Genomic DNA, 19729 nt, shown 5'->3' on the forward strand with positions numbered 1-19729 from the left:
GTTGGTTTTCCCCACCCCTCCTCGTGCGCGGCAAGAGCTGTGGCACGACTCGTGACGGGGACCCCCACCGGAACCACACGAGAAAAGCTAAAGACGCCTCGGCTTCGCCTTCGGGTCGCCTCGGCTGCGGCATCGGGGGTGATCTTGGGCGGTGTGATTGGAGTCACGCGGGTCTCGGAATTCCCGGTTGTCAGGCAGTGGTCTAGGGGGTCGTGACCGTTTTGCGAGGTCACGCAGCGTGGCGTTATCGGAACGCAACCGCCGTTAGGCCAACTGGTGAGTAACCTGCCGCGAACGAACTCGTTGCCCAGGTGTGACGCCGATCGCCGCGGCGTCCTCGGGCGTGTGCGGAGGTGCGGATGGGCGTCGAGGTGGTCGTCGAGGGTCTGACCAAGTCCTTCGGCAAGCAGACCATCTGGCAGGACGTCACGCTCACGCTGCCGCCCGGTGAGGTCAGCGTGATGCTCGGTCCTTCCGGTACCGGTAAGAGTGTGTTCTTGAAGTCGCTGGTTGGGCTGCTCAAGCCGGAGCAGGGCAAGATCATTATTAATGGCACGGATCTGGTGCGGTGTTCTGAGCACCGGTTGTACGAGATCCGGAAGATGTTCGGCGTGCTGTTCCAGGACGGTGCGTTGTTCGGGTCGATGAACCTGTACGACAACATCGCGTTTCCGTTGCGGGAGCACACTCGCAAGACGGAGGCCGAGGTTCGGCGCATCGTCCTCGAGAAGATGGAGATGGTCGGTCTCGTCGGTGCGGAGAAGAAGCTCCCCGGTGAGATCTCCGGCGGTATGCGCAAGCGTGCTGGGCTGGCGCGGGCGCTGGTGCTCGACCCCGAGATCATTTTGTGCGACGAGCCGGACTCCGGGCTCGATCCTGTTCGCACGGCGTATTTGAGTCAGTTGCTGATCGATCTCAACGCGCAGATCGACGCGACGATTCTGATCGTCACGCACAACATCAACATTGCGCGGACCGTGCCGGACAACCTGGGGATGTTGTTCCGGCGCGAGCTTGTCATGTTCGGGCCGCGTGAGGTGTTGCTGACCAGCGACGAGCCGGTGGTCGAGCAGTTCCTCAACGGGCGGCGGCTGGGGCCCATCGGCATGTCCGAGGAGAAGGACACGGCCACGATGGCGGCCGAGCAGGCGCATGCGGACGCCGGGCACTCGGACGGCTCCACGTCGGAGGACGTGCGGGGGATCATCCCGCAGATCGAGCCGACGCCGGGGCTGCCGTTCCGCGATGCTGTCCGGCGGCGCAAGGACCGGGTCATGTCGATCATTCACCAGCTGCCTTACCAGGCTCAGCAGGGGATCATCGAGAGCCTCACCGCTGAGGAGCAGGTGCGGTACGGCGTGCATGCCGGGGCACCTGCGGCAGCGCCTTCGCCCAGCCCGTGGCCTCGGCAGGGTGGTGTTCTGTGACCACGCAGACCTCGTTCCCCGGCGCTGGTGCGCTGCGGGAGACCGGGAAGCTGTGCCAGCTCGGGATCGACGTCGTGCGGACGACGTTCCGGCGGCCGTTCCAGCTTCGGGAGTTCATCCAGCAGAGCTGGTTCATCGTCAGCGTCACGGTGTTGCCGACGGCTCTTGTCAGCATCCCGTTCGGTGCGGTCATCGCGCTGCAGCTGGGAAGTCTTACGCGGCAGATCGGTGCGCAGTCGTTCACCGGCGCGGCCAGTGTGCTCGCGATCATCCAGCAGGCCAGCCCGATCGTGACGGCGCTGCTGATCGCGGGTGCGGGTGGCTCGGCCATCTGTGCTGATCTCGGTTCTCGCAAGATCCGCGAAGAGATCGACGCCATGGAAGTGCTCGGCGTCAGTCCGATCCACCGTCTCGTGGTGCCGCGGGTGCTGGCGGCGATGCTGGTGTCCGTGCTGCTCAACGGCATGGTGAGCGTCGTCGGCGTGCTCGGTGGCTACTTCTTCAACGTGATCATGCAGGACGGCACGCCCGGCGCGTACCTCGCGAGTTTCAGCGCGTTGGCGCAGCTGCCCGACCTGTGGATCAGCGAGCTCAAAGCGCTGATCTTCGGGTTCATCGCGGGCATCGTGGCCGCGTACCGGGGCCTCAACCCGGCCGGTGGGCCGAAGGGCGTGGGTGACGCGGTGAACCAGGCCGTGGTCATCACGTTCCTGCTGCTGTTCTTCGTCAACTTCGTCCTCACCACGATCTACCTGCAGGTCGTGCCCGCGAAGGGGAGCTGATGGCGAACAAGGCGCTGTCCACTCTGGACGGATTCGGCGACCAGCTGGCGTTCTACATCAAGGCGCTGGCCTGGACGCCGCGTGCGCTCAAGCGGTACTCGAAGGAGACCATGCGGCTGCTGGCCGAGGTCAGCTTCGGTTCCGGCGCGCTCGCGGTCATCGGCGGCACGATCGGTGTGATGGTCGGGCTGTCCGTGTTCACGGGCACGGTCGTCGGCCTTCAGGGCTTCACCGCGCTCAACCAGATCGGCACGTCCGCGTTCGCCGGGTTCGTGTCCGCCTACTTCAACACCCGCGAGATCGCGCCGCTGGTCGCAGGTCTCGCACTGAGTGCGACGGTGGGGTCCGGCTTCACGGCCCAGCTCGGCGCCATGCGGATCTCCGAGGAGATCGACGCGCTGGAGGTCATGGGCATCCCCAGCCTGCCGTTCCTGGTCACCACGCGGATCATCGCGGGCTTCGTCGCGATCATCCCGCTGTACGTGATCGGCCTGCTGACGAGTTACCTGGCCGCCAGAACGATCACTGTCGAGTTCTACGGGCAGTCGGCGGGTACGTATGACCACTACTTCAACCTGTTCCTACCCCCGATCGACGTGCTGTGGTCGTTCGGCAAGGTGCTGGTGTTCGCGGTCGTGATCATCATGACCCACTGCTACTACGGCTACCGCGCTTCCGGCGGTCCGGCAGGCGTGGGTGTGGCCGTGGGACGCGCGGTGCGGACCGCGATCGTGACGACGGCGCTGCTGGACTTCTTCCTCAGCCTCGCGATCTGGGGTGCTACGACGACGGTGAGGATCGCGGGATGAAGAAACGCGTGCTGGGCATCGCCTTTCTTCTCGCGATCGCCATGTTCCTGTCGCTCACGGTGGCGTTGTACAAGGACGCCTTCGGTGAGTACGTGAAGGTCACGCTCAAGACCGACCACATCGGCAACCAGCTGCAGACGGCCAGCGACGTCAAGGTGCGCGGCCTGATCGTCGGCTCGGTGAAGGCCGTCCGCACCAGCGGCGACGGTGCCGAGCTGGAGCTCGCGCTGCTGCCGGACAAGGTCAACGAGATCCCCGCCAACGTCAGCGCGCGCCTGCTGCCCAAGACGTTGTTCGGCGAGCGGTACGTGAACCTCGTGCTGCCGCAGCAGAAGAACGCGGCCATCAAGGAGGGCGCGGTCATCGAGCAGGACCGCACCAGCAGCGCGATCGAGCTGGAACGCGTGCTCGACAACCTGATGCCGGTGCTGCAGGCGATCCAGCCGGAGAAGCTCGCGACCACGCTGACCGCGTTGTCGCAGGCGCTCGACGGCCGAGGCAAGCCGCTCGGTCAGACGCTGGTGTCGCTCGACAAGTACCTCGGCGAGCTCAACCCGCAGCTGCCCGCGTTGAAGGAGAACATCTCCAAGCTCGCGGACGTCTCGAACGTCTACGCCGACGCCGCGCCGGACCTGTTGCAGGCGCTCAACGACATGACCACGACGACCAAGACCGTCGTCGAGCAGCGCGACAACCTGCTCGCGCTGTACGGGTCGCTGACCACGACCTCGCAGGACGTCACCAGCTTCGTCACGGTCAACAAGAACAACATCATCGCGCTCGCCGACACCGGCCGCCCGACGCTGGAGCTGCTGGCCAAGTACGCGCCCGAGTACCCGTGCCTGCTCAAGGGGCTCGCGGAGTTCGAGCCGGTGATCAGCAAGGCGTTCGGTGAGGGCACCAACGAGCCCGGCCTGCACATCACGCTGGAGATCACGCAGAACCGCGGCAAGTACAAGCCGAACCTCGACGAGCCCGAGTACCGGGACAAGCGCGGACCCCGCTGCTACGACCTGGTGCCGCGCCCGAACCCGTTCCCGCAGTACCCGCCGGAGGGCCCGGTGCAGGACGGCTCCAGCTCGCCGCCGCCCGCCCGCGTCGCTAACGACGGGATCCTGCCGCCCGCCAACGCCGGCAACGTGACGGTGCCGCAGTCCGCGGACGTGCTCAGGCTCGCCAACTCGCCGGAGGAGGCCAGGTTGATCGCGGCGCTGTTCGGACCGCGCATCGGCGTCGACCCGCAGGACATGCCCGGCTGGTCGAGCCTGCTGCTCGGGCCGCTCGTGCGCGGAACGGAGGTGACGGTCAAGTGAAAGGCGTGCTCTCCCCGCTGCTCAAGCTGATCACCTTCGCGGTGGTCACGATCCTCGCCACCACGCTGCTCGCGGTCACCATCGCCAACGTGAACCTGGCCAGTGCCACGGAGTACAAGGCGCGGTTCACCGACGCCACCGCGTTGAACGAGGGCGACGACATCCGCATCGCCGGTGTCCGCGTCGGTCAGGTCGACGAGATCAAGGTCGTCGACCGCAAGACCGCCGAGGTGGCGTTCTCGATCGACGGCGACCGCAAGCTGCCGGAGGCGGTCACCGCGACGATCAAGTACCGGAACCTGGTCGGACAGCGGTACATCGCGCTGGAGGCCGGCACCGGTGACACCAGGGCGGTGCTGCCTGAGGGCGGCACGATCCCGTTGGAGCGCACCAAGCCCGCGCTCGACCTCACCGTGCTGTTCAACGGCTTCAAGCCGCTCTTCCAGGCCCTGTCGCCGGAGGACGTGAACAAGCTGTCGTTCGAGATCATCCAGGTGCTGCAGGGAGAAGGCAGCACGATCGACAGCCTGCTCCAGCACACGGCGTCGCTGACCAGCACACTGGCCAGCAAGGACAAGGTCATCGGCGAGGTCGTCGACAACCTCAACACCGCGCTGGACACCGTCAACTCGCGCGACGAGGACTTCAACAACCTCGTGGTCACGCTGCAGTCGCTGGTCTCCGGGCTCGCGCAGGACCGCCAGCCGATCGGTGACGCGATCACCGCGCTCGGCGACCTGACCAACGCCACCGCCGGCCTGCTGGAACAGGGCCGCGAACCGTTGAAGAACGACATCGCGCAGCTCGGCATCGTTTCGAAGACGCTGGGCGACAACGAGGTGCTCGTCGACCGCATGTTGCAGCGTCTGCCCAACAAGCTGGAGACGATCACGCGGACCGCGACCTACGGCTCGTGGTTCAACTTCTACCTGTGCGAGGCCAGCGGTCAGGTCGCCGTGCCGCCGGTCATCCCGAACCCGATTCCGATCACGGCGTTGCCGGTGACACAGCAGAGGTGCCGCCGATGAAGACGAGCAACCCGATCAGGACCGGCGCGATCAGCCTGACGTTGATCGTCCTGGTGTTGCTGGCCGCGTTCTACTCCGACGACCTGCCGATCGTCGGCGGTGGCACGGCCTACGCCGCGGACTTCAGCGAGGCAGCGGGTCTGGTGCCGGGCAACGAGGTCCGCGTCGCCGGCGTGAAGGTCGGCAAGGTCACCAAGGTCAAGCTCAACGGCGACCGGGTGCGGGTGACGTTCAAGGTCAAGGACGCCTGGGTGGGCGACCGGACGACCGCGATGATCCGCATCAAGACGTTGCTGGGCCAGAAGTTCGTGGCGCTCGACCCGCAGGGGAGCGCGCCGTTGTCGCCGGGTGACCCGATCCCGAAGGAACGCACGCTCGCGCCGTACGACGTGAACGAGGCCTTCAACGGACTCGCGACCACCGTCGGTCAGATCGACACCAAGCAGCTCGCGGACAGCTTCACGGTCCTGTCCGACACCTTCAAGAACTCGCCGGAGCACGTGCGGGGCGCGCTGGACGGCCTGTCCGCGCTCTCGAAGACGATCTCCTCGCGCGACGAGCAGCTGGCCAAGCTGCTGGACAACACCCGGCAGCTGACCAAGACGCTGGCCGACCGCAACGCGGAGTTCGAGAAGCTGCTCTCGGACGGCAACCTGCTGCTGGGCGAGCTGCGCAAGCGCCGCGAGTCGATCAGCGCGTTGCTGACCGGCACCCGCGACCTCTCGCGTGAGCTCAGCGGTCTGGTGGCCGACAACCAGAACCAGCTCAGGCCCGCGCTGGAACAGCTCGGCAGGGTCACCACGATCCTGCAGCGCAACCAGGACAACCTCGACCGCAGCCTCGCGCTGATGGCGCCGTTCTACCGGGTGTTCGCGAACACCCTGGGCAACGGCCGTTGGTTCGACACCTACATCTGCGGTCTGCTGCCGCCCTCGGTGAACCTCGGCGTCGTCGGGTTCAACGAGGAAGGCTGCCTGCCTCCGGGGGTGCAGCGATGACCACTGCCGCGCACAGCAAAGTAGGCCGGTTCATCGCGATCGCGTGCGTTCTCGCGCTGGTCGTGACGGCAGGGCTCTGGTGGGTCTTCGCCTCCATGAACGGGCGCAAGGTCACCGCGCACTTCGCCGCGGCCGTCGGTGTCTACCCCGGTGGTGACGTGCGGGTGCTGGGCGTGAAGGTCGGCACCATCGACGAGGTCACGCCGGAGGGCAAGACGGTCAAGGTCGTCTTCACCGTCGACCGCGACGTGCGGGTGCCGGAGAGCGCGCAGGCCGTCGTGGTCGCGCCGAGCGTGGTCAGCGACCGGTACGTGCAGCTCGCACCCGCCTACACCGGTGGACCGATGCTGGGCGACAACGCCGTGATCCCGCGCGAGCGCACCGCAACGCCCGTTGAGCTGGACGACCTGTACTCGTCGTTGGACAAGCTCACGACCGCGCTGGGTCCTAACGGTGCGAATGCCGACGGTGCGTTGGCCGATCTGCTGAACTCGGCGGCGAAGAACCTCGAGGGCAACGGCCAGGCGCTCAACGACATGTTGAAGAACCTCGGCCAGGCGACTCGCACGCTGTCGGGGTCCAAAGAGGACCTCTTCGCGACCGTCGACAACCTGCAGAAGTTCACCGCGATGCTGGCCGCGAACGACAGCCAGGTGCGCGACTTCAACAAGCAGCTCGCGGACGTGTCGAAGATGCTCGCCGACGAACGCGGCGATCTCGGTGCCGCGTTGAACGAGCTCGCGACCGCGTTGCAGCAGGTGCAGGGCTTCATCAAGGACAACCGCGCGGTGCTCAAGTCCAACGTGGACAAGCTCGCGTCGATCACGCAGGTGCTGGTGAACCAGCGGGCCGCGCTGGCGGAGACGCTCGACGTGGCCCCGCTGGCGCTGGGCAACCTGCAGAACTCGTACAACGCGGCGTCCGGCACGCTCGACACCCGCGCGAACATCAACGAGCTGAACCAGCCGCCGATCGTGCTGATCTGCAAGCTGATCCAGCAGGCGACGCCGAACAACGTGCCGCCGGTGCTCGCGCAGACGTGCAAGCAGCTGGAGCCGTTGCTGACCGGTGCGATTCCGCTGAAGTCGCCCGCCGAGGTGCTCAGCGACCTGAATGCGGGCAAGCTGCCGTTGCCCCTGCCGCTCGCGGGGGTGCCCCAGTGAAGAAGCTGGTCGTGGGACTGACGGCGTTGTTGCTGGTCTCGGGCTGCGGGTCCGGCGGGTTCGACGGCGTCTACAACCTGCCGCTGCCGGGCGGTGCCGACGTCGGTGATCACCCGTACCGGGTCAAGGCGCAGTTCAGGGACGTGCTGGACCTGGTGCCGCAGGCGGGTGTGAAGGTCAACGACGTGCCGGTCGGGCGGGTCGAGAAGATCGACCTCGGCTCCGACGGCTGGACCGCCGAGGTCACCATGCTGGTCAACGGCGACGTGCAGCTGCCGGCGAACGCGTTCGCCAAGCTGCGCCAGTCCGCGTTGCTCGGTGAGAAGTTCGTCGAGCTGGGCAAACCCAAGGACGCGACCGGCAAGTTGGCCGACAACGCTGTGATCCCGTTGAACAAGACGAACCGCAACCCCGAGGTCGAAGAGGTCTTCGGCGCGTTGTCGATGCTGCTCAACGGCGGCGGTGTCGCGCAGCTGCAGAACATCACCAAGGAGCTCAACGCCGCGTTGGAGGGCAACGAGACGGAGATCCGTTCGTTGCTGGGCAACCTCAACACGTTCGTCGGGGAGCTGGACAAGCACAAGGCGGAGATCGTCCGCGCGCTCGACTCGATCAACCGGCTCGCCGGGACGCTGGCCCAGCAGCGCGAGAAGATCGCGGTGGCGCTGACGGACCTGGAGCCCGGTCTGAAAGTGCTCGCGGAACAGCGCACGCAGCTGGTGACGTTGCTGAAGTCGCTGAACAACCTTTCCGACGTCGCGACGGACACGGTGAAGAAGAGCCGGGACGACATCGTGGCGGACCTGAAGGCGCTGCAGCCGACGCTGACGAAGCTCGCCGAGTCGGGGCAGAACCTGCCGAAGTCGCTGGAGCTGCTGCTGACCTACCCGTTCCCGGACGAGGCGGTCGACGGCATCAAGGGTGACTACACCAACGCGTTCATCGATCTGGACCTGAACCTCGGCACGATCCTCGACAACCTCGGGCGGTCGCGGCAGTCGCCGATCGACTCGCTGATCCCGAGCCAGGGGACGCCGTTGCCGATGCCGAACATCCCGCTGCCGAACCTCGGGCAGGGCACCGGGTCCGGGCTGGGCGACCTGCTCGGCGGGCTGCTGGGAGGTGGTCGCAAGTGATCACGCGGGGAACCAAGCTCAAGATCGGCGCGTTCGTGCTGGTCGCGTTGCTGGGCATTTCGTACGTCAGCGCGACGTACGTGGGCCTGTTCAAGTCGTCGTCGACGGTCGTGACGATGCAGCTCGCCGATTCGGGCGGCATCTTCACCAACGCCGAGGTCACGTACCGCGGTGTCACGATCGGCAGGGTCGGGCAGTTGCGGCTGACGTCCGACGGTGTCGAGGTGGACCTGGAGCTGGACGCCGACGCTCCGCGGGTGCCCGCCGCGACCGAGGCCGTGGTGGCCAACCGGTCGGCGGTCGGTGAGCAGTACGTGGACCTGCGGCCGAAGAGCGACGGGGCGCCGTACCTGGAGGCCGGGTCGGTCATCCCGCGGTCGGCGACCAAGACGCCGCCGCCGGTCGACGGGCTGCTGTCGAACCTGGACGCGTTCGCGTCGTCGGTGCCCACCGACTCGCTGCGGACCGTCGTCGACGAGCTGCACAACGCGTTCAGCGGCACCGGTGGCGACCTGCAGGTGTTGATCGACAACACCGCGGCGTTCACCGCAGCTGCTCAGGAGCACCTGCCGCAGACCACGCAGCTGCTGAAGGACGGTCGGATCGTGCTGGCCACGCAGGCTTCGCAGGGCGGCGCCATCCGGTCGTTCAGCGGTGACCTGCGGTTGCTCGCCGAGCAGCTGAAGGCGTCCGACGGCGATCTGCGGCGGTTGATCGTCGCGGTGCCGCCGGCGTCCGAGCAGGTGTCGGCGTTGCTGAAGGAGAGCGGGCCGAACCTCGGGGTGGTCTTCGCGAACCTGCTGACGACCTCGAACATCCTCGTGACCAGGCGCGATGGTTTGGAACAGATCGCGGTGACGTACCCCATCGCCGTCGGTGGCGGCTTCAGCGTGGCGCCGGGTGACGGTTCCGCGCACTTCGGGCTCGCGCTGAACGTGTTCGACCCGATGCCGTGCACCGCCGGATACGAGGGCACGACCGTGCGTCCAGGCAGCGACACCTCTGCTGCGCCGCTGAACACGCAGGCTTACTGCGCTCTCGCGCGCGGATCGGCCACCTCGGTGCGAGGCTCTCAGAATGCGCCGTACGGTGGAACGCCGACGACGCCGGTCGGCAACGCGACGACGCAGCCGGGCCAGGAGCCGACCGGCCAGCAGGCAGCCCCGGAGCTGCCGCTGCTGACGTCGCTGGGCCAGCTGCTGGGTTTGCCGGAGGGGAAGAAGTAGTGCGGATCTTCACGGTGGTCGCCGCGGTGCTGGCGGTCCTGACGTTCGGCTACGCCGCGTACTTCGGCGTGGCCTGGTACTCGGCGTCCAACTCGTCGGAGTCCTCGTACGCCGCCACCCGCGACGACGCCCTGCGCTCCGGCCAGGTGGGCATCACGAACTTCCTGACGCTGGACTACAAGAAGGTCGACGAGGACCTGCAGCGCTGGCTCAACTCGTCCACCGGCGACCTGCGCGCCGAGATCGACAAGGACAAGGACTCGCGCAAGAAGCAGCTGGTCGACGCCAAGTCCGTGACGTCGTCGAAGGTTCTGGACTCCGCCATCACCGAGCTGGACGACCGCGCGGGCACCGCGTCGATGATCGCCGTCGTCGAGAGCACCGTGACCCCGGACAACGGCCAGAAGGTCACCAAGATCAACCGGTACCTGACCAAGCTCACCCGCACCGAGGACGGCTGGAAGCTGAGCCAGCTGGGCCCGCTGCGGGCGGGCGTCTGATTCGGCCAGAAGTTGATTGGACGAGAGCTCGTGCCCCCATCCCGCCGCCGCCCCATCCCGACCCCGCCCGCCGGAGGCCGCCCCAAGGTCGCCGGTCTGCACCGGCGCGCCTCCGATCCCGCTGTGAACGAGGCCGCGGGCGTGGCGGCCGAGGACGTGGCTGTCGACGGGGTGGTCGCTGACGAGGCCGGTGCCGCTGTCGACGAGCCTGCTGTCGACGAGGTCGCTGGTGGTGTGGACGAGCTCAAGGCGCCGGAAGCGGTCGAGTGGACGCCGCCGGCGGTGAAGCCGGCCGTGAAGAAGCAGAAGGCCGCGAAGCCCTCGAAGGCGTCGCTCGAGAAGGCAGAGCAGGAAGAGGCCGAGGCACCGGCGACGGCAGGCTCGAAGCAGGCGTGGCTGCTGCCGACGGCGTTGCTGCTGATCGCGGTCCTGCTGGCGGGCCTGGGCACGTTCTTCCTGGTCAAGTCCCGCTCGGTGTCCTACGACGCCGCCCTGGTCGACTCCGCGACCACCTCGGCGGTCAACGGCCAGATCCGCGAGGCCGTGGAGAAGTCGTTCTCCTACAACTTCGCCGACGTCGAAGCCACCGAGAAGGCCGCCCGCGAGCTGCTCACCGGCAAAGCCCTCTGCCAGTACAACGCCGTGTTCGGCCCGGTGAAGGAGGTCGCGCCGCAGCAGAAGCTCGTCGTGACCGTCCGTGTGGTCTCGTCAGCCGTGTCATCCCTGAAGGACGGCCACGCCACCGTCCTGGTCTTCGCCGACCAGGTCACCACCCGCACCACCGACAACCAGTCGGGCGGCGGCACCGCCATGCTCCGCGTGAGCGCGGTCGACGACGGCGGCCGCTGGAAGATCGACAACATGGAGATGTTCGGCGCGACGGCCGAGCAGAACCGCCAGCTGCAAGGCTGCTGACCCGCACGCGGAGCCCTGGCGCTCGCTCCTGGGGTACGAAAGCTCCCCGCGTGCCCTCTCCAGCGGGGCCGTGCCCGCTCACTCCGACGCCCTTCCCGGCCTGGTCGTTTGGCCCGGGCCGGTTGGGGGCACCCCACCTCCGTGCCCTAAGATCAACTTCGCCCGTGAGGTCCCCGAAGTGCCTGGAATGCACCGCCGGGACGCCCTCCGCCAGCCCCGACACGCGTGATCTCGGTCACACGGATTCTCGTGGCGCTCTGTAAGTCCGCTTGAAGCCGCCAACTTCCCACCAAAACGGCCGCACGCGTGTTTGTGCAGGTCAAATGGGTGAAAGACGGTGAAGGGCGCTCCATCCAGAGGGTGGATCGGCCGCCGACATCTTGACTGCACGCTCATGCAGGGTCACTCTGTCGGTGAGCAAGAGGAGGGTCCTTCCAGGTGCCTCTCGACAGTCGCCGTGCGTGTGGCTAGACTGCCCCTTTGCGCTGCCCATTTTCCGCTTGCCCTTCGCCGAGAGCGTGGATTAGTCGAGCAGCGCCGCACCCTTGACAGCCGTGCTAGTTCGCTCTAGCCAGCTATTTGTCCCTGGAAGGACGCATCTTGGCGATCTCTCGCGCGACCAAGGCCACTGCTGCGACCAACTCCACGTCGGGGATCCCTGGAGCGCCGAAGCGGGTCTCGTTCGCGAAGATTAATGAGCCGCTTTCGACGCCCAACCTGCTTGACCTGCAGATCCAGTCCTTTGAGTGGTTGACCGGCGACGAGGCGTGGTTCCAGCGCCGCATCGACGCCGGAGACGAGAACCCGACGGGTGGCCTCGAAGAGGTCCTCAACGAGATCTCGCCGATCGAGGACTTCTCCGGCTCCATGTCACTGTCCTTCTCCGACCCACGCTACGACGAGGTCAAGGCCTCGACGGAAGAGTGCAAGGACAAGGACATGACGTACGCGGCACCGTTGTTCGTCACGGCCGAGTTCACCAACCACACCACTGGCGAGATCAAGAGCCAGACGGTGTTCATGGGTGACTTCCCGATGATGACGAGCAAGGGCACGTTCATCATCAACGGCACCGAGCGCGTGGTGGTCTCTCAGCTCGTGCGGTCCCCTGGTGTCTACTACGACACCGCGGTCGACAAGACGACGGACAAGGACGTCTTCAGCGTCAAGATCATCCCGTCCCGGGGTGCCTGGCTGGAGTTCGACGTCGACAAGCGCGACACCGTCGGTGTCCGCATCGACCGCAAGCGTCGCCAGCCGGTGACGGTGCTGTTGAAGGCTCTGGGCTGGAGCACGGAGCAGATTCGCGAGCGGTTCGCGTTCAGCGAGACGTTGCTGACCACGCTCGAGAAGGACCACACCGCGGGTACCGACGAGGCGTTGCTCGACATCTACCGCAAGCTGCGTCCGGGCGAGCCGCCCACGAAGGAGTCGGCGCAGGCCCTGCTGGAGAACCTGTTCTTCAAGGACAAGCGCTACGACCTGGCGAAGGTTGGCCGTTACAAGGTCAACAAGAAGCTGGGCCTGGACACCGACATCAACACCGGTGTCCTCACCGAGGACGACATCGTCACGACGATCGAGTACCTCGTTCGCCTGCACGCGGGTGAGACGATGATGGACGCCGCCGCCGGTGGCGACGTGCCCGTCGAGGTCGACGACATCGACCACTTCGGCAACCGTCGTCTGCGCACGGTCGGTGAGCTGATCCAGAACCAGATCCGCGTCGGTCTGTCCCGCATGGAGCGCGTCGTCCGCGAGCGCATGACCACGCAGGACGTCGAGGCCATCACGCCGCAGACCCTGATCAACATCCGTCCCGTCGTGGCGGCGATCAAGGAGTTCTTCGGCACCTCGCAGCTGTCGCAGTTCATGGACCAGACCAACCCGCTCGCGGGTCTGACCCACAAGCGCCGCCTGTCGGCACTGGGTCCCGGTGGTCTGTCCCGTGAGCGCGCCGGCATGGAGGTCCGCGACGTCCACCCGTCGCACTACGGCCGCATGTGCCCGATCGAGACGCCGGAAGGCCCGAACATCGGCCTGATCGGTTCGCTCTCGAGCTACGCGCGGGTCAACCCGTTCGGCTTCATCGAGACGCCGTACCGCAAGGTCGTCGACGGCCGGGTCACCGACCAGATCGACTACCTCACCGCGGACGAGGAAGACCGCTACGTCAAGGCGCAGGCGAACTCGCCGACCGACGACGAGGGCAACTTCACCGACGACCGCGTCCTGGTCCGCAAGAAGGGCGGCGAGGTCGAGTTCATCGACCCGACCGACGTCGACTACATGGACGTCTCGCCGCGCCAGATGGTGTCGGCCGCGACCGCCATGATCCCGTTCCTCGAGCACGACGACGCGAACCGCGCCCTGATGGGTGCGAACATGCAGCGTCAGGCCGTGCCGCTGCTGCGTTCCGAGTCGCCGCTGGTCGGCACCGGTATGGAGCTGCGTGCCGCCGTCGACGCCGGTGACGTCGTCGTCGCGAAGAAGACGGGTGTGGTCGAGGAGGTCTCCGCCGACTACATCACCGTCATGGCCGACGACGGTGCGCGCAACACCTACGCGCTGCACAAGTTCCGTCGCTCGAACCAGGGCACCTGCATCAACCAGAAGCCCATCGTGAACGAGGGCGACCGGATCGAGGCGGGTCAGGTCCTGGCGGACGGTCCCTGCACCGAGAACGCCGAGATGGCGCTCGGCAAGAACCTGCTCGTGGCGATCATGCCGTGGGAAGGCCACAACTACGAGGACGCGATCATCCTGTCGCAGCGCCTCGTGCAGGACGACGTTCTCACCTCGATCCACATCGAGGAGCACGAGATCGACGCCCGCGACACGAAGCTCGGTGCCGAGGAGATCACCCGGGACATCCCGAACGTCTCCGAAGAGGTCCTGGCCGACCTGGACGAGCGCGGCATCATCCGCATCGGTGCCGAGGTCCAGCCCGGCGACATCCTCGTCGGCAAGGTCACGCCCAAGGGCGAGACCGAGCTGACGCCCGAGGAGCGCCTGCTCCGCGCGATCTTCGGTGAGAAGGCGCGCGAGGTGCGCGACACGTCGCTGAAGGTGCCGCACGGTGAGTACGGCAAGGTCATCGGCATCCGCGTCTTCTCGCGTGAGGACGACGACGAGCTGCCTCCGGGCGTGAACGAGCTCGTCCGCGTCTACGTGGCCCAGAAGCGCAAGATCCAGGACGGTGACAAGCTCGCCGGCCGCCACGGCAACAAGGGCGTCATCGGCAAGATCCTCCCCGCGGAGGACATGCCGTTCCTCGAGGACGGCACGCCGGTCGACATCATCCTGAACACCCACGGTGTGCCGCGTCGTATGAACATCGGCCAGGTGCTGGAGACCCACCTCGGGTGGATCGCCAAGCAGGGCTGGAGCATCAACGGCGACCCGGACTGGGCGAAGAACCTGTCCGAGGAGCTGTACGACGTCGAGCCCGGCACCAAGACCGCCACCCCGGTGTTCGACGGTGCGAAGGAAGAAGAGATCACGGGCCTGCTGGGCTCCACCATCCCGAACCGCGACGGTGAGCGGATGGTCAAGGAGAACGGCAAGGCGCAGCTCTTCGACGGTCGCTCCGGCGAGCCGTACCCGTTCCCGGTGTCGGTCGGCTACATGTACATCCTGAAGCTGCTGCACCTGGTGGACGACAAGATCCACGCGCGTTCCACCGGCCCGTACTCGATGATCACGCAGCAGCCGCTGGGTGGTAAGGCGCAGTTCGGTGGTCAGCGTTTCGGTGAGATGGAGTGCTGGGCGATGCAGGCGTACGGCGCCGCATACACCCTGCAGGAACTTCTCACCATCAAGTCCGACGACGTGCTCGGCCGCGTGAAGGTCTACGAGGCCATCGTCAAGGGCGAGAACATCCCGGAACCCGGTATCCCGGAGTCCTTCAAGGTGCTGCTCAAGGAGCTGCAGTCGCTCTGCCTCAACGTCGAGGTCCTGTCTTCGGACGGTGCCGCGATCGAGATGCGCGACGGCGACGACGAAGACCTGGAGCGCGCGGCCGCGAACCTCGGCATCAACCTGTCGAGGTCCGAGTCGCCCTCCGTGGACGACGTCGTCAACTAGTCACCTCGCAGGTCAGCGAGGGATGCCTCCCGCGTCCCTCGCTGACCCTCCGACCAGCTCCTTTGCCACCGATCTAAAAAGGGGAAGAGAGTAGACGTGCTCGACGTCAACTTCTTCGATGAGCTCCGTATCGGTCTCGCGACCGCGGACGACATCCGCCAGTGGTCTTTCGGCGAGGTCAAGAAGCCCGAGACCATCAACTACCGCACGCTCAAGCCTGAGAAGGACGGCTTGTTCTGCGAGAAGATCTTCGGTCCCACCCGGGACTGGGAGTGCTACTGCGGCAAGTACAAGCGCGTGCGCTTCAAGGGCATCATCTGTGAGCGCTGTGGCGTCGAGGTGACCCGTGCGAAGGTGCGTCGTGAGCGCATGGGCCACATCGAGCTCGCCGCTCCGGTCACGCACATCTGGTACTTCAAGGGCGTCCCCAGCCGGTTGGGCTACCTGCTCGACCTGGCCCCCAAGGACCTCGAGAAGATCATCTACTTCGCCGCCTACGTCATCGTGGGCGTGAACGCGGAGCTGCGCCACAACGACCTGCCGACGCTCGAGAGCGAGATGCAGGTCGAGCGCAAGCGCGTCGAGAACCGCCGCGACGCCGACGTGGAGGCCCGCGCCCAGAAGCTCGAGGCCGACCTGGCCGAGCTCGAGGCCGAGGGTGCCAAGTCCGACGTGCGCCGCAAGGTCAAGGAGGGTGGCGAACGTGAGATGCGCCAGCTCCGCGACCGCGCCCAGCGCGAGCTGGACCGCCTCGACGAGATCTGGTCCACGTTCACCAAGCTCGAGCGCGCTCAGCTGATCGCGGACGAGCTGCTCTACCGCGAGCTGTACGACCGTTACGGCGACTACTTCACCGGTGCCATGGGCGCGGAGGCCATCCAGAAGCTTCTGGGTGACTACGACGTCGACGCCGAGGCCGACATCCTGCGCGAGACCATTCGCAGCGGTAAGGGCCAGAAGAAGCTGCGTGCGCTCAAGCGCCTCAAGGTCGTTGCCGCCTTCCAGGCGACCCGCAACAACCCGCAGGGCATGGTCCTCGACTGCGTCCCGGTCATCCCGCCGGACCTGCGCCCGATGGTGCAGCTCGACGGTGGCCGCTTCGCCACGTCCGACCTGAACGACCTGTACCGCCGCGTCATCAACCGCAACAACCGGTTGAAGCGACTGATCGACCTCGGCGCTCCCGAGATCATCGTCAACAACGAGAAGCGGATGCTGCAGGAGGCCGTCGACGCGCTGTTCGACAACGGCCGCCGCGGCCGCCCGGTCACCGGTCCCGGTAACCGCCCGCTGAAGTCGCTGTCCGACCTGCTGAAGGGCAAGCAGGGCCGGTTCCGTCAGAACCTGCTCGGCAAGCGCGTCGACTACTCCGGCCGTTCGGTCATCGTGGTCGGCCCGCAGCTCAAGCTGCACCAGTGCGGTCTGCCCAAGCAGATGGCGCTGGAGCTGTTCAAGCCGTTCGTGATGAAGCGGCTCGTGGACCTCAACCACGCGCAGAACATCAAGTCCGCCAAGCGGATGGTCGAGCGTGCGCGCCCGGCCGTGTGGGACGTGCTGGAAGAGGTCATCACCGAGCACCCGGTGCTGCTCAACCGCGCACCCACGCTGCACCGCCTCGGCATCCAGGCCTTCGAGCCCCAGCTGGTCGAGGGCAAGGCCATCCAGCTGCACCCGCTGGTCTGTGAAGCGTTCAACGCCGACTTCGACGGTGACCAGATGGCAGTCCACCTGCCGCTGTCCGCCGAGGCGCAGGCCGAGGCCCGCGTCCTGATGCTGTCGGCGAACAACATCCTGTCCCCGGCGTCCGGCAAGCCGCTGGCCATGCCGCGTCTGGACATGGTGACGGGCCTGTACCACCTGACCCGGCACAAGGTCGGCGACCTGGGCGAGGGTCACTCGTACTCGTCGCCCGCCGAGGCGCTGATGGCGTTCGACCGCAAGGTCCTGGGCCTGCAGTCGATGGTGAAGATCCGCGTCACGGACAAGAACCCGCCCAAGGGCCAGGAGCCCGAAGGCTGGGAGCCCGGTCAGCCGTGGCTCGCGGAGACCACGCTGGGTCGCGTGCTGTTCAACGAGATCCTGCCGCAGGACTACGCCTTCATCAACGAGGTCATGCCCAAGAAGCGGCAGGCCGTGATCATCAACGACCTCGCCGAGCGGTACCCGATGGTCACCGTCGCCCGGACGCTGGACAAGCTGAAGGACGCCGGTTTCCACTGGGCCACCCGTTCCGGTGTGACCGTCGCGATCTCGGATGTCCTCGTGCCCGCGGCGAAGCAGGACATCCTCGAGGAGCACGAGCGCCTCGCGGACGCCGTCGAGAAGCGCTACCAGCGCGGTCAGCTCTCCCACGAGGAGCGCAACTCCGAGCTGGTCAAGGTGTGGACCAAGGCCACCGAGCAGGTCCACGAGATCATGGAAGACAACTTCCCCGAGGACAACTCGATCCGCGTCATCGTGCAGTCCGGCGCTGCCGGCAACATGACGCAGGTCCGTTCACTCGCGGGTATGCGTGGTCTCGTCACCAACCCGAAGGGTGAGTACATCCCGCGCCCGATCAAGAACTCGTTCCGCGAGGGCTTGTCGGTGCTGGAGTACTTCATCGCGACGCACGGTGCCCGCAAGGGTCTGGCCGACACCGCGCTGCGCACCGCCGACTCGGGTTACCTGACCCGTCGTCTGGTGGACGTCTCGCAGGACGTCATCATCCGCGAGGTCGACTGCGGCACCACCCGTGGTGTGCAGATGACCGTCGGCGAGCAGCTGGGCGACAAGGTCGTCCTGCACGAGTTCTCGCAGACCTCGGTCTACGCCCGCACGTGCTCGGACGACATCCTGGACGCCTCCGGCAACCTGGTGCTCAACCGCGGCGACGACCTCGGTGACCCTGCGCTCGAGCGCCTGGTCGAGGCCGGCATCATCCGCGTCAAGGTCCGCTCCGTGCTGACCTGTGAGTCCGCGGTCGGTGTGTGTGCGTCCTGCTACGGCCGTTCGATGGCGACCGGCCAGCTGGTCGACGTCGGCGAGGCCGTCGGCATCGTCGCCGCCCAGTCGATCGGTGAGCCCGGCACGCAGCTGACGATGCGTACGTTCCACCAGGGTGGTGTGGCCGGTGACGACATCACGACCGGTCTGCCCCGTGTCCAGGAGCTCTTCGAGGCCCGCGTCCCGAAGGGCAAGGCGCCGATCGCCGACGTGGACGGTCGCGTCCGCATCGAGGACGGCGACCGCTTCTGGAAGATCACGCTGATCCCGGACGACGGTTCCGAGGAGATCGTGTTCGAGAAGCTGTCCAAGCGTCAGCGTCTCGCCAACACGGCCACCGGCCCGCTGCAGGACGGCGACCACGTTGCCGTCGGCCAGCAGCTGCTGGAAGGTACTCCGGACCCGCACGAGGTCCTGCGCGTCATGGGCCCGCGTGAGGCTCAGCTGCACCTGGTGCAGGAAGTGCAGAAGGTGTACCGCGCCCAGGGTGTGGCGATCCACGACAAGCACATCGAGGTCATCGTCCGGCAGATGCTCCGCCGGGTCACGATCATCGACTCCGGTGCGACCGAGTTCCTGCCTGGTTCGTTGGTGGAGCGGGCGGACTTCGAGTCCGGCAACCGCGCCGTGGTCGCCGAGGGTGGCGAGCCGGCTGCTGGTCGTCCGGTGCTGATGGGTATCACGAAGGCCTCGCTGGCCACCGATTCCTGGTTGTCGGCGGCGTCGTTCCAGGAGACCACTCGTGTGCTGACCGACGCTGCTATCAACGGGCGTTCGGACAAGCTGATCGGTCTCAAGGAGAACGTGATCATCGGTAAGTTGATCCCGGCTGGTACTGGGATCAACCGCTACCGCAACATCCAGGTTCAGCCGACTGAGGAGGCGCGGGCTGCGGCTTACGCGATTCCTTCTTATGACGACGGGTACTACACGCCTGACGTCTTCGGGACTGGGACTGGTGCTGCGGTGCCGTTGGACGACTACGACTTCGGTCGGGATTACCGCTAGTCGTTAGTGGTGTGGAACGGCCCCTGGAGCTTTGGCTCTGGGGGCCGTTTCTGTTTGTGGTGGTCGGGTTGGGTGCGTTGGTTCCTGTTTAGGGATTTCGGGGCTCCGCCCCGGACCCCGCCAATCTGATCAAGGACCTTGTCCACGCCGCCGGCGGGTTGATGGCACGCCTGTTGCGTTGGGCGGAGTTACGTTGCGTAGGTGGTGCGGTCCCGGTGGGGAGGTCCCGTCACAAGTCGAGCCAGAGCGCGCCACACCCGAGGAGGGATGTCAAACGGACGAAAAGCGTGTCCGTTTGACATCCCTCCTCGGGTGCAGCAAGAGCTGAGGCACGACTCGTGACGGGACCACCC

At 66.5% G+C, this 19729-nt stretch carries 13 protein-coding genes; all 13 read left to right on the forward strand.

From position 1 onward, the window contains the following. Nucleotides 1-359 precede the first annotated feature (359 nt). The 13 genes from ACWGE0_RS43200 to ACWGE0_RS43260 all read left to right on the forward strand — a co-directional run bounded on the left by ACWGE0_RS43200 (nt 360) and on the right by ACWGE0_RS43260 (nt 19376). Nucleotides 360-1427 carry an ABC transporter ATP-binding protein gene (locus ACWGE0_RS43200; protein WP_452266669.1) on the forward strand — a complete coding sequence of 356 codons (1068 nt, stop codon included), beginning with the start codon at nt 360-362 and terminating at the stop codon, nt 1425-1427. After that, nucleotides 1424-2209: an MlaE family ABC transporter permease gene (locus ACWGE0_RS43205; protein WP_093606337.1), complete on the forward strand. Its 786-nt coding sequence runs from the start codon at nt 1424-1426 to the stop codon at nt 2207-2209. The genes ACWGE0_RS43200 and ACWGE0_RS43205 overlap by 4 nt, the downstream gene beginning before the upstream one ends. Beyond that, entirely contained in the window at nt 2209-3018 is an 810-nt protein-coding gene (locus ACWGE0_RS43210; RefSeq protein WP_086666435.1) for an MlaE family ABC transporter permease, read from the forward strand. Before ACWGE0_RS43205 ends, ACWGE0_RS43210 begins: the two co-directional genes overlap by 1 nt. Then, nucleotides 3015-4331 carry an MCE family protein gene (locus tag ACWGE0_RS43215; RefSeq protein WP_452266670.1) on the forward strand — a complete coding sequence of 439 codons (1317 nt, stop codon included), beginning with the start codon at nt 3015-3017 and terminating at the stop codon, nt 4329-4331. Before ACWGE0_RS43210 ends, ACWGE0_RS43215 begins: the two co-directional genes overlap by 4 nt. Further along, nucleotides 4328-5359, forward strand: coding sequence for an MCE family protein (locus tag ACWGE0_RS43220; protein ID WP_452266671.1), 1032 nt, complete (start codon nt 4328-4330; stop codon nt 5357-5359). The genes ACWGE0_RS43215 and ACWGE0_RS43220 overlap by 4 nt, the downstream gene beginning before the upstream one ends. Then, nucleotides 5356-6357, forward strand: coding sequence for an MCE family protein (locus ACWGE0_RS43225; protein ID WP_452266672.1), 1002 nt, complete (start codon nt 5356-5358; stop codon nt 6355-6357). Before ACWGE0_RS43220 ends, ACWGE0_RS43225 begins: the two co-directional genes overlap by 4 nt. Then, a complete protein-coding gene (locus ACWGE0_RS43230) occupies nt 6354-7520 on the forward strand; it encodes an MCE family protein (protein WP_452266673.1) in 1167 nt (388 codons plus the stop codon). The genes ACWGE0_RS43225 and ACWGE0_RS43230 overlap by 4 nt, the downstream gene beginning before the upstream one ends. Continuing rightward, nucleotides 7517-8656 (forward strand): MCE family protein, encoded by a 1140-nt coding sequence (locus tag ACWGE0_RS43235; RefSeq protein WP_452266674.1) that lies wholly within the window; start codon nt 7517-7519, stop codon nt 8654-8656. The genes ACWGE0_RS43230 and ACWGE0_RS43235 overlap by 4 nt, the downstream gene beginning before the upstream one ends. Further along, the gene (locus ACWGE0_RS43240) at nt 8653-9882 is read left to right on the forward strand and encodes an MCE family protein (protein ID WP_452266675.1); all 1230 of its coding nucleotides are present in this window, start codon (nt 8653-8655) and stop codon (nt 9880-9882) included. Before ACWGE0_RS43235 ends, ACWGE0_RS43240 begins: the two co-directional genes overlap by 4 nt. Then, nucleotides 9882-10382, forward strand: coding sequence for a hypothetical protein (locus ACWGE0_RS43245; RefSeq protein ID WP_452266676.1), 501 nt, complete (start codon nt 9882-9884; stop codon nt 10380-10382). Before ACWGE0_RS43240 ends, ACWGE0_RS43245 begins: the two co-directional genes overlap by 1 nt. Nucleotides 10383-10412: 30 nt before the next feature. Beyond that, entirely contained in the window at nt 10413-11297 is an 885-nt protein-coding gene (locus ACWGE0_RS43250; protein ID WP_452266677.1) for a hypothetical protein, read from the forward strand. Nucleotides 11298-11897: 600 nt separating this feature from the next. Next, on the forward strand, nt 11898-15383 hold the full coding sequence (gene rpoB / locus ACWGE0_RS43255; RefSeq protein ID WP_319971290.1) for a DNA-directed RNA polymerase subunit beta: 3486 nt from the start codon (nt 11898-11900) through the stop codon (nt 15381-15383). A gap of 96 nt (nt 15384-15479) precedes the next feature. Then, the gene (locus ACWGE0_RS43260; RefSeq protein WP_452266678.1) at nt 15480-19376 is read left to right on the forward strand and encodes a DNA-directed RNA polymerase subunit beta'; all 3897 of its coding nucleotides are present in this window, start codon (nt 15480-15482) and stop codon (nt 19374-19376) included. Nucleotides 19377-19729: the final 353 nt, after the last annotated feature.

Source organism: Lentzea sp. NPDC054927 (assembly GCF_053610285.1).